This is a genomic window from Arthrobacter crystallopoietes BAB-32, from assembly GCF_000328305.2.
Classification (GTDB): domain Bacteria; phylum Actinomycetota; class Actinomycetes; order Actinomycetales; family Micrococcaceae; genus Crystallibacter; species Crystallibacter crystallopoietes_A.
Genome location: NZ_ANPE02000056.1, coordinates 1 through 10,996 on the forward strand (window position 1 = coordinate 1; position 10,996 = coordinate 10,996).

Consider the following 10,996-nt stretch of genomic DNA (forward strand, 5'->3'; position numbering starts at 1 on the left):
TGGAAAGGCACAGCATGGCGAGCCCGATCGAGGTGATGATGAAGCTTGTTGATGCCGCAAAGTTGAGGGATTTTGACAGGTACGTTGGCAGGTAGTTGAAGATCACGTAGTAGCCGACGCCGTTTAGGATCGGTAGAACCATGGCGATGCCGACGTTGCGGCGGTTCGCCGGCGTACTTAGCATCTCCCGGAATGGGCTGTTGCCGATCTTGCCTTCCTTCTTGCCCTGCTCGAAGACCTCCGTCTCGCCGATCGTGCGTCGGATCCACAGACCCGCGAGCCCCAGCGGCAGCGCTACGAGGAACGGGATGCGCCAGCCCCAGGAATTCATGGCCGCATCGTCGAGCAGGGACGTCAGGACTATGCCGAGCGAGGTGCCGCAGAGCAGCGCCGCGAAGCTGGCTACCTGGACGAATGATACGGAGAAGGCGCGTCGGCGGGGTTCGGCGTGTTCGCCGACGAATGTCATGGCCGCCGAGACCTCGCCGCCGGCCGAGAATCCCTGAGCCAGGCGCAGGAGGAGGAGCAGGACCGGGGCGGCAATGCCGATGGCCGCGTACCCGGGGGTGAGCCCGATGAGCACCGTAGCGATGGTGATAATCCAGATGGACATGAGCAGGGCCCGCTTCCGGCCAAACCGGTCTCCCAGCACGCCCAGGACGATGCCGCCCAGCGGGCGGAAGAGGAAGGTTACGCCGAAGATGGCCCATGTCGCGAGGATTCCGACGGGACCAGAGTCCTGCGGGAAGAAGACCTGCGCGATGATGGGCGCCATGGCGCCGTAGATGCCGTACTCGTAGAACTCTATGAACATGCCGGCGCTGCCGGCGAGGGTGGCCCGTCGGCGGTCCGCCGAGGAGAGTTTCGCCTCAGTGCCTTGCACGTTGGAGGTTGCGGTCATGATGGTTGTCCTAACGCCATTGTTGTAGGGATTTCAACCGTGTGCAGCGGGATCTCAGAGCTGCGCATGCGCCATGAGGGCGAAAGCCTCTTCGGTCGGCGCGTTTTCAGTAGCCAGATCGGCGATTGCCTCACCGACTGCTGGCATGAATTTCGCCCCCTGTCCGGAGCAGGGCGAAGCGACAACGGTTCGGCCGATGCGGTCGAGGATGAAGTCGTCGTTCGACGTGGTGGTGTAGAGGCAGGCGTCGCCACGGATTGACCGTGGCTCCAGGCCGGGTAGCCATTCCTCCACGAAGCGGGTGATGAGTTCGCGGTTCTCTTCTGTGGGGACCCCGTCGCGGTGGGAGGGGGTTACCCGCTTGCCGGGGTCGTGCCGGCCGACCTTGATGGCCGGCTCCGGCCCGGCGTCGCCTCCCGAGGGGAGCCCGAAGAGCTGTGCATGGCCCTTGTAGACGAACACCGGCCATTCGTCGCCGGCCCGGGATTGCCGGAAGTGGAAAACGTTCTGCTCGGTGACACGCACCTCGGGCTGCGGCGCCTCGGTGAGAATTTCTGGGAGGATTTCCGGCAGCCATGGACCGGCGGCAACGATGAGGGACCGCGCACGGAACGTCCCGCCGTCGGTCTCAACGTGCACACCGTCAGAATCCTCGCGCGCCTTGAGGACCCGCGTATTGGTCCGGACTTCGGCACCGTACCTGCCGGTCGCTACCGAAAGCATGGCCCGGATCGCGGCCTCCGGATTGACCACGCCCGCCTGAGGGTGAAAGAGGACCTGCGTCGGGAACCGAAAGAACGGCCAGCGTTCCTGCGCCGCTTCTGGGGAGAGCAGTTCGCACGCCACGTTGTTGGCGACGACGGCCCGGTGCAGTTCGCCCGGGCGCCGGGCCTCCCCGAAGTCCAGGGCGCCCGTGTAGCGGAGGAGCCCCGTCCCGGACTCGTCTTCAAGTTCCGTCCACAGGCGCTGGGCGCGGCCGGCCATCGCCGCGTAAAGCGGCGAGGCCAGCGCCGTGCGGAAGATCCGCGATGTGCCGTGCGAGCTCCCGAGTGTATGGTTCAGGTCGTTGGCCTCAAGAAGCAGCACGGACCGGCCCCGGCGGCTCAACGCCCAAGCGGCTGAGCTGCCGGTCAGCCCTGCCCCGATCACAATTGCGTCATACATGGGTTATTGCGCCTGTCATTAGAAGGATGGCCTCTACCTCGAGCTGGCCGTGGGGAAGGTCTGATTGGACGAGTGACCGGGCGGGTGGGACGGACCCTTCGGAGAGGTATTCCCGGTAGATCGTGTCGAATTCGCCGGCCTGGGAAGGATCCTTGAGGAACACGGTTACTTTGACCGCATCCTTCAGGCTGGCGCCCGCCTCCGCGGCGACGGCGGCCAGGTTGTCCAGGACGATCCGCGCCTGCTCCGCAAACGGCTTGTCAACGTGCCGGACCCCGTCTCGGGTCCTGGGTGTTTGCCCCGCAAGAAAGACGAACGGGCCCGCTACCACGGCTTGGCTGTAGTGGCCCGCCGGCGGCGGCGCTGATTGGGTGCTTACTGCGGTTGCCTGAAACATCGGGTCAGCCCACCGGAACCGCTGCGGTGGTGGCGCGCTCGTAGAGGGATTGGAGGACGTCGACAATGCGGCCGAGTGCGATCCGCCATTCTTCCTCGTCCCGCGCGAAGCAGATGCGGAGGTGGCCCACGCCACCAGGTCCGAACTGGTATCCCGGGCTGATTAGCACGTTTGCCTCGCGGGCAAGAGCCTCGGCGATCTCCGTGTCCGGCAGCCCCAGAGCGCGGACGTCAACGAAAAGGTACGCGGTGCCCTGCTGCGGCGACATCTTGAGCCACTCGAGCTCCGAGAGCTTGGCAATGGTGAACTGGCGGATCTTGGCGAGGTCAGCCACCCTCTCGGCGACCCATTCAACGTCCTTCACGAGCCAGCCCTTCAGCACGTTCTGCGCATAGGCAGGGGCGCGCAGCGATGTGAACGCCAGTACATCCTCGGCGACCTCGACGACGTGGTCCGGGGCAACGACGACGCCGAGCCGGTAGCCGCTTAGCGATTCGGTTTTGGACGGCCCGAGCAACGTGACTGTGCGCTCCCGCATCCCCGGCAGCGAAGCCAGATGCACAAACGTGGTGCCTGGGTAGACGAGGCGGCTGTACAGTTCGTCTACGAGCACCTGGACGTCGTACCGAACGGCAAGTTCAGCGATCCGCTCGAGCACGGCCTGCGGGTAAACGGTGCCGGTGGGGTTGTTTGGGTGCGAGAAGACGATGAGCTTCGGCCCCTCGCGAAGCACCGACTCCAGCCGCTCGAAATCGATCGTCGGATGGGCGCCATCCGTGAGGATCGGTACGTTCCGGATGTTGGCTCCGAGAAAAGTCAGGATGCGCTCCGAAAACAGGTACTCGGGGTCGAAGAGGACTACGTCGTCACCCGGGTCCACGAGTGAGGTGAGCGAGGTGAACAGGCCGGCTTGGGTTCCCGGTGTGAGCAGGATGTTCTGGTCTGCGTCGACGTCGAAGCCCAGCCAGTCGGTCAGCACCGGCGCTAGCGCGGCGCGGACCTCGTCGCTACCGCGGTACAGCGAGTAGGCGCGGCTCCCGTCGGCCGCCGCTTCCGCGAACAGCTCCTCTGCCCACTCGGGGGCGGGGAAACGGACGGTGTCGAAGTGTGTGGTGTCGAGGGCATCCGGACCGGTGCAGGCCAGGAGTCGACGGTCCGCCTCGCGGACGGTGACGCCGTCGATCCGTCCGTCGATTCCGGCGGCGTGGACGCGTCTGCTGGTCTTGGAAGCGGAGCGGTTCTCTTTGGGTCCCGCGGTGTGGTTCTGCATGGTCATTTGTGCTCCTTCTAACGAGTGGGTGCGGTCGGGGTGGCGGCAGGACCGAAGCCGCCGCCACCGGCGGTCTGGATGGCAATGGTCTGACCCTTTGCGAGTTCCTGTCGACAGAGCGAGGGCAGCTCGATGGGTTCCCGGTCGGTGGCCATCCATACCTTGGCAGCTTGGCCGGGCTCGCCGCCGTTGAGCCCCCAGGGGCGGGTCGTCACGCGGCTCGTGGCGACGACGGCGGTGGCTGCCGAGGTCGTGACCTCGAGTTCGCGGATGAGACCGTCGCCGCCGCGGTGGAGGCCACTGCCGCCGGTCCCGGTGGCGATCTCGTACCGCTTCACCATCAGCGGGTACTCCCGCTCGATGACTTCGCACGGGGTGTTCCTCGTGTTCGTCATGTGGGTGTGGACGGCATCACCACCATTCAGGTCCGCGCTGGCACCTTGGCCGCCGCCGTACGTCTCAACGTAAGAGAAGTAACCGCCGGTGGAGTCGTCGATTCCTCCGATGGTGAGGATGTTCTGGCTCCCGCTGGAGGCAGCGGGGACCACGTCCGGAGCGATCTGGTGGAAGGCACCGAGCAGGGCATCGACCAGACGCATCGAGGTCTGGGTGTTGCCGTTGGCCACCGGGGCCGGAAACACGGCCGAGACAAGGCTTCCGGGGCGGGTCCGCACGGTGATCGGGCGCATCAGCCCTTCATTTGAGGGCAGTGTGGAGTCGGTGAGGAGCTTGACGGTGTAGGCGACGCAGGCTTCCGTGATCGCGTAGGAGCAGTTCAGCGCTCCGGCGATTTGGTCAGCCGTCTCGCTGAAGTCGAACGACAGCTCGTCGCCCGACTTGGTGATCTCGACGGTGATCGGGATTTTTTGGTCGGTTGTGCCGTCGTGCTCCAGATAGTCGGTGAACCGCGCCGTCCCGTCCGGCAACTGCGAGATGGCTGCACGTGTGCGCTGTTCCGCGTACTCCACGAGGGAGTCGCAGGCCGCGCTGAAGTAGTCGGCTCCCCATTCGTCCAGCACCTCGTGCAGGCGCCGGCCGCCGAGCATGTTCGCGGAGACTTGGGCAACGAGGTCACCGCGTGTTGTGTCCGGGGTGCGCACATTAGTCAGGACCAGGTCCAGCAAGTCCTGGGCGAGCTCGCCGCGGGAGTAGAGCTTCACGGGCGGGATTCGGACGCCCTCTTGGAAGATCTCGACAGTGTTCGTGGCCATCGAACCCGGCGCGATGCCGCCGACGTCCACGTGATGGGCCATGTTGGCGACGACAGCTACGAGGCGATCGCCCACGAAGACGGGTGTGATGACGCACATGTCAGGCAGGTGGGAGCCGCCAAGGTAGGGGTTGTTGGTCAGCAGTACGTCGCCGGGAGCGATATTCTCGAGGCCCACTTGCTCGAGGCTGCGGCGAACAAGCGTTGGCATGAGCCCCAGGTGCAGCGGGATGTGCTCGGCCTGGGCGATCAGCTGTCCGGTCGGGCCGTAGAGGCCCGCGGAGCAATCGCGGCGGTCCTTGATGTTGGGCGAGTACGAGGTCCTGATGAGGGCCATCCCGACCTCCTCGGCGATGGACTCCATCCGGTTCCGGGCGACTTCAATGTCGACCGGGGTGAGCCGAATAGCGGGCTGGGCAGCTGCGATGGTCATCGTTGTTCTCCCTTGACGATGTGCATGAACCCGAACTCGTCGGTCCGGCAAATTTGGTTCGGCCCCACGACCACGGTTGAGTCGAGCTGCTCGGCGACGAGAGGGCCGGGGACATCGACCCCGACGGGCAGGTCGGCGCGCCGGTAGATCGGCGTGTCCATCCAGCCGCCGGCGAAGTAGACCGGCCGGTGGCCGATGGGGTCGCAATGGGCGCCGCCCGCCGAGGCCTCGCGGTGCGTCTCGGCGGTCGGGACTTCGACGCTCACGCGGGCGGTGACGGCCTCGAGTTCGGCCTGGTCGTCCGCGAAGCCGTAGGACTCCCTGTGAAGCCGGTCGAAGGCGGCGCGCTGGGCGTCGGGCGATTCCTCCCACGGGACCGTCAGCTCGTAGCTCTGGCCTTTATAGCGGAGGTCGACGGACCGGGTGACAAGAGCGCCTTGCCCGGCGAGGTTCTCGGTCGCAAGGAACTCGCCGGCGCGGGTTTCGAGCTCATCGAGGAGCGTCTGAACCTTCTGCGGGGTGTCGCTTTGGGACGGGATGGTCGCGACGAAATCGGAGCGAACGGCTGCATCGAGCATGCCAAGCGCCGAAGAGACCCCGGGGTGGGGCGGAATCACTGCGGACTTGAAGTGCAGTTCCTGGAGCAGGTCTGCCGCATGAAGCGGCCCGGCGCCTCCGAAAGCCATCAGCGTGCAGTCGCGGATATCGATGCCGCGCTCGATACTGACCTTGCGGACGCCGCGGCCCATTGTCGAGCCGATGACCCGCAGGACGCCTGCCGCGGTTTCGTCATCGGTCATCCCCAATTTGGTGGCGAGCTGGTTCAGCGTGGCCTCCACGGATTCCTTGTCCAGCTCGAGCCGGCCATCGAGGAGCCGGGTTCCGAGCCGCCCGAGCGCCAGGTGGGCGTCAGTGACGGTGATTTCCGTGCCCCCGCGGCCGTAGCAGACGGGGCCGGGCGTTGCGCCGGCGGAGTGCGGGCCGACACGCAGAGCGCCGGCGCTATCGGTCCAGGCGATTGAGCCGCCACCGGCGCCGATGGTATGGATGTCGACGGCGGGGAGCCGAATCGGAAAGCCCTCGATCTCACCCGAGGTCATGTCGTCGGGGACCCCGTCCCGGATCAGCGCAATGTCGGTGCTGGTTCCGCCGATGTCGAAGCTGATGACCCGTGGCAATCCGAGCTGCTTGGCCCAGCGCGCAGCTCCGATGACGCCGCCGGCAAGGCCGGAGAGGAGAGTACGCACGCTCTGCTCGCGGGCAGAGCTGCCGCTGATCAGCCCTCCGTTGGACTGCATGACCCAGAGCTTGGGCTTGACGCCAAGGTCTTTGAGGCTGCCCTCCAGCCGTTCAAGATAGGAGTCGACCTTTGGCTGGACGTACCCGTTTAGCACTGCCGTCGAGGTGCGCTCGAACTCGCGGAGTTCGCCCGAGATGTCGGTCGCGACCACCACCGCCGGAGCGGACGGCGTCGCCCGGAGGAACTCTGCGATGCGCTGCTCGTGGCGCGGGTTCACATAGGCGTTAAGGAGGGAGATGACGACAACGTCGAGGTCGCTCCGGGCGATCTCCTCGGCCAGGGACTTGAGCTTCTCTTCGTCAAGGGGCGTCAGGACGGTGCCGTCGTGCGCCACCCGCTCCTCCACCTCCCACGTGTGTTCCCTGGCAACCAGAGGTTCGGGGCGGCGGGAATCGCGGGCGTAGAGCTGGGGTCGCGTCTGGTAGCCGATCTGGAGGACATCGGCGAACCCGGCGGTCGTGACCAGGCCGACGCGGGCCCCGCCCCGGGTGATGAGGGCATTGGTCGCGACAGTCGTTCCGTGGACGAAACGGGTCACCTCGCCGGGACCGACCTCGAGGTCTCCTAACGCCTGCCGCAGGCCCTCGATGACTGCGGCGTCCGGGGCCTCCGGGGTGGAGGAAACCTTGGCGACGAAGATCGTCCCGTCCGGCCGGGCGACAGTGACGTCAGTGAACGTCCCTCCAGTGTCGATGGCGACCCGGTACCCGTGCTCGGGACGTTCAGCGAGTTGCTCCAGTTGTTCTTGCACTACTGCTCCGATCTCTCAGACGGCCTTGAGACGCCAGTCACACCAGAGTCGCTGCATTCCTGCAAACTGTCAACACTTTAACGTCGAGAGATTTGTGGGACCACAGGAGGGGCGCTATCTTGCAGCGTTTTTGAACTCTGCAGAAAATCTCCTCGCAGATTTGGTTAACACTTTGCAGAAGCTCGTGCATACTGGGCACATGGCAATCAACGGCTCGCTGCATGTCCAGAAGGTTCGACCCGAGCCGCTACATGTCCACGTACTGCCGCAGTTGCGCGCACTGATCCTCAACGGCGAGGTCGCGCCCGGAGATCCACTGCCGGAAACCGAACTTGCCACGATGCTGGGTGTGAGTCGGGGACCGGTCCGGGAGGCCCTGCGGGACCTGGAGCGCGAAGGTCTGGTCTATTCCGCCCCGCGACGGCGGGCGCGTGTTTCGACCCTCGACGCGACGGACGTCGAGGAGATCTACAGCCTGAGACGGTCGTTGGAGACCTTGGCCGCCGAACGCGCCGCTTCCAGGGCCACTCCCGCCCACTTCGCTGAGATGGAAGCGGTCCTGTCCAAGATGGAAGCGGCGCTGGCAGCCGAAGACCTGATCCGGCTCAGCCACCTCGACGTCGAGTTCCACGACGTGATCTACCGAGCCTCAGCCCATGGCCGGCTCTACCGGGCATGGGAGGACATCCGGTCGCAGGTGACGTTCTTCCTCGTATCGCGGAATGTGTCCGCGGAGACCAGCCGGAGCATTGCCATTGACGAGCACCGCGAACTGCTGCAGGCACTCGTGGCCCGTAATGCCCCAAAGCTCGTGCTCCTCACCGAACAACACCTTCTTGGCGCTTATGAACGGCTCTCACAGGCACTTGTGAAATCGCAGGCAGTTTAGGGCGGCGAAGGGTGCCGTTAGCAACCTCAGGCGTGCGGGTTCAGGGGCGCGGCTCTGAGGGGTGAGACGCGGTAGCGCCGCAATCTGCTCGAGAGCGGCGGGCCCAAGAGGGTCCCGGTACCCGATGGATTAATTCTTCTGTACGGCTGAGAACCAGAGAGGTGCTCTAAAGCTGGTGATGCAACTCCAGTCACGCTCCAGGCATGAGTGGCGGAGCGGCGGGGATCAGCGGCACCCCATCCACAGTGGTTGCTGCGGCTTGACGCAGGTATTGGTAGACCGTCTCCCGGCCGATCCCGTAATCCCGAGCCAGTGTCGATTTCGGGATACCCGAAGCCGCACGGGCAACCAGCTCGGTCGCTTGCTCTGAGGAGAGCGTCTTTTTCCGACCGCGATAGGCGCCGCGCTGTCTGGCCAGGGCGATGCCCTCACGTTGGCGCTCCTTAATAAGGGAGCGTTCGAACTCGGCGAAGGCTCCCATGACCGAGAGCATCAGGTGGGCCATGGGGGAGTCCTCTCCTGTGAAGACCAGCCCTTCCTTGACGAACTCCACCCGTACTCCCTTGTGAGTCAGCTTTTGAACCAGAGAGCGCAGGTCGTCCAAATTCCTGGCCAAGCGGTCCATGCTGTGCACCACGACGGTGTCGCCCTCACGGGCGAAGCGGAGCAGTTCGTTCAGGTGGGGGCGGGCGGTGTCGCGGCCGGAGGCTTTGTCAGTGAACGCCCGGTCCAGCATCTGGCCTTCGAGCTGGCGCTGCTCGTTCTGATCTAGGGTGCTGACTCGCACGTATCCGATCCGCTGGCCTGTCATCCTTCCTCCAACCCGTGAGCGTCAGGTTGTAATCTATGACTTCGATCCAGAAGTGTCAGTAAACAGAAATCAGACTCCTATTCTGACAGTATTCGATGGCTTCTCTGACGTCAGGTTGGGGTGTACCTCAACCTGACGAACCATGCCTATGTTGCGCCAATTTGACGATTTGGATGGAAGCTACTCTGTTCCTTAGGAGATCCGGCGTCGCTTAATTTTGAGCGCGTAGGCATCCGTCTCTTGGCTCTGGAACAGCTTCCCGGCAGAAGACACCCATAAAAGCTTGATACGCCTCTCCGAACGCCTGCTCATCAACTGCATCGATCTGCCGGTTAGGGACGTTTCCCAGAGCTTCAGGGAGTGTGGAGGCAAGGCCCGTATGCGCTATCCAAGCTTCATCGCTGCCATAGACATACAAATCATTAATTTTGCCTTGGTAGTCATGCCGCGCCTGCTCAAACGCGCCTACCTCGTCTTCTATTTGAGCAATAGCGGCCTCGGTTTCCGCATCGGATGGAATCCTGCCGAGCGCTCTAAAAAATGCCCCGGTCGCGCTGTTGTAGGAATTTGCCGAACTCAGGTAGTCCGCGTAAACCTGGCGCCGTTTCTCGCGGTGTTCGTTCTCCTGTACCGCCCGCGTTTCAATTTCGGCTGCCTCGGTCGTGGCGGACCCAGCTTGGAATCCACCGACGAGACCTCCAGCAAATGCAAGAGCGGCAACCAAAAGAGCTGTTCCAGTGGGATGGCCAACCGCTCTGAACAGTTTACGCCCGAAAGAAATATCCGATTCGCTCATCCAACTATTATTCGCTATCTCCGCGGAGCAAAAAGGGCGGCTCGCACTAACTTACTTTAGGCCGGCCTTTTGCGAGATGGGGGAGTCACGGACATTCAAGTGCGAAGCGGTGTTCGGCCTATGGCATGCTCAAAGCGTGAATGCAGCGGATCCAAATTCCCAAGTCCTCGACCCGCAGTGGGCGGCTCTGCGAAACGCTCACGCCGCTTATATGGCGAACACGTCTGCGGCCTACGACGAGGTGCTCACCGAAGTGGCCGAGCGAATCCGATCGAGGGCCAGCATAGGTAAGGCCGATATTGGGTCCTTGCTGTTCTGGAAGCGTCTGCGCGCGGATACGCCTTGGGTTCGCAAGCTGATGACCATGAATGAGAGTCGAGTCCGGGCGGTGACGGAGAAGGCAGTGTTTGCGGTAAACGAAGCGTCATTGAGCGTGCCGGAGGCGGCTTCTGCTGGCCGACGTGCGCTCTCGCCGTTGCCCGGCTTCGAGAAAGGGGATGCCCTTGCGTCAGCGCTCCTGCTAGCTGCTGCTCCGCAGCGGATGGCGGTATACGATCGGCGTGCCCAAACGGGGCTGGAGAATTTGGGTCTCTCACTGTCCAGTGCCTCTGGCAGGTACGGGCGTTACATGGAACTGGTGGAAGTCTTGCGGTCAACAGCGGAGATTCACGGCCACATTTGGTCTGCAAGAGATGTCGACGTCGCGCTCTATTGGCTCGGTGGTCCGGAATCGGACCCCGTGCAGAACCTTCCATCTGCCTGAGTGCGCATGCCCCACGGAGGACGACGCAACATCAGTCAAGCCATCTCGTGCCTGCTAGGACTCGTCAAGGACGCCCGCATTTGATTGCATCCCGAGCTCGTTCCGGCGCTGGAGATGTGTGAGTGCCCCGATACTGGATGAGCCCTCAATGCGGCCGGCTATGAAAACCGGCGTGTATATGGCTGACAGCGCTATCGCCTGATCCAAATCGGCGCCCTGCTCCAACATTCCCTGGACGTTGGCAGTCAAATTGCGAATAGCAGTCTGCTCCGCTTCCGCTCGGCGCTGCAAAAACTTCTCCTCGGACTCGC

The 10,996-nt window shown here is 63.9% G+C and carries 11 protein-coding genes; 2 read left to right on the forward strand and 9 right to left on the reverse strand.

Annotation, left to right across the window (positions count from 1 at the left end; all coding sequences use genetic code 11):
• From D477_RS01385 to D477_RS01410, 6 genes are all read right to left on the reverse strand, one after another.
• A partial coding sequence (locus tag D477_RS01385) for an MFS transporter (RefSeq protein ID WP_005266538.1) occupies window positions 1-901 on the reverse strand: 901 nt, incomplete at its 3' end.
• 54 nt (window positions 902-955) lie between these two features.
• Window positions 956-2,065: an N-methyl-L-tryptophan oxidase gene (gene solA / locus D477_RS01390; RefSeq protein WP_005266540.1), complete on the reverse strand. Its 1,110-nt coding sequence runs from the start codon at window positions 2,063-2,065 to the stop codon at window positions 956-958.
• Complete coding sequence (locus D477_RS01395) at window positions 2,058-2,462, reverse strand: RidA family protein (protein ID WP_005266542.1); 405 nt, start codon at window positions 2,460-2,462, stop codon at window positions 2,058-2,060. The genes solA and D477_RS01395 overlap by 8 nt, the downstream gene beginning before the upstream one ends.
• A gap of 4 nt (window positions 2,463-2,466) precedes the next feature.
• Window positions 2,467-3,738 (reverse strand): pyridoxal phosphate-dependent aminotransferase, encoded by a 1,272-nt coding sequence (locus tag D477_RS01400; protein ID WP_005266544.1) that lies wholly within the window; start codon window positions 3,736-3,738, stop codon window positions 2,467-2,469.
• Window positions 3,739-3,749: 11 nt separating this feature from the next.
• The gene (locus D477_RS01405) at window positions 3,750-5,375 is read right to left on the reverse strand and encodes a hydantoinase B/oxoprolinase family protein (RefSeq protein WP_005266545.1); all 1,626 of its coding nucleotides are present in this window, start codon (window positions 5,373-5,375) and stop codon (window positions 3,750-3,752) included.
• The gene (locus D477_RS01410) at window positions 5,372-7,426 is read right to left on the reverse strand and encodes a hydantoinase/oxoprolinase family protein (protein WP_005266546.1); all 2,055 of its coding nucleotides are present in this window, start codon (window positions 7,424-7,426) and stop codon (window positions 5,372-5,374) included. Before D477_RS01410 ends, D477_RS01405 begins: the two co-directional genes overlap by 4 nt.
• Before the next feature lie 199 nt (window positions 7,427-7,625).
• Between D477_RS01410 and D477_RS01415 the strand changes: the two genes are divergently transcribed.
• Window positions 7,626-8,315, forward strand: coding sequence for a GntR family transcriptional regulator (locus D477_RS01415; protein ID WP_005266547.1), 690 nt, complete (start codon window positions 7,626-7,628; stop codon window positions 8,313-8,315).
• A gap of 190 nt (window positions 8,316-8,505) precedes the next feature.
• On the opposite strand, the gene D477_RS01420 is transcribed toward D477_RS01415, so the two are convergent.
• Window positions 8,506-9,126 carry a recombinase family protein gene (locus D477_RS01420; RefSeq protein WP_005266548.1) on the reverse strand — a complete coding sequence of 207 codons (621 nt, stop codon included), beginning with the start codon at window positions 9,124-9,126 and terminating at the stop codon, window positions 8,506-8,508.
• 211 nt (window positions 9,127-9,337) lie between these two features.
• The gene (locus tag D477_RS22135; RefSeq protein ID WP_150109941.1) at window positions 9,338-9,922 is read right to left on the reverse strand and encodes a hypothetical protein; all 585 of its coding nucleotides are present in this window, start codon (window positions 9,920-9,922) and stop codon (window positions 9,338-9,340) included.
• A gap of 136 nt (window positions 9,923-10,058) precedes the next feature.
• Here D477_RS22135 and D477_RS01425 point away from each other — a divergent pair, with 136 nt between their 5' ends.
• Window positions 10,059-10,685: a hypothetical protein gene (locus D477_RS01425; RefSeq protein WP_202804070.1), complete on the forward strand. Its 627-nt coding sequence runs from the start codon at window positions 10,059-10,061 to the stop codon at window positions 10,683-10,685.
• 54 nt (window positions 10,686-10,739) lie between these two features.
• On the opposite strand, the gene D477_RS23055 is transcribed toward D477_RS01425, so the two are convergent.
• On the reverse strand, window positions 10,740-10,996 hold a 257-nt coding region (locus D477_RS23055; protein WP_005266552.1), incomplete at its 5' end, for a hypothetical protein.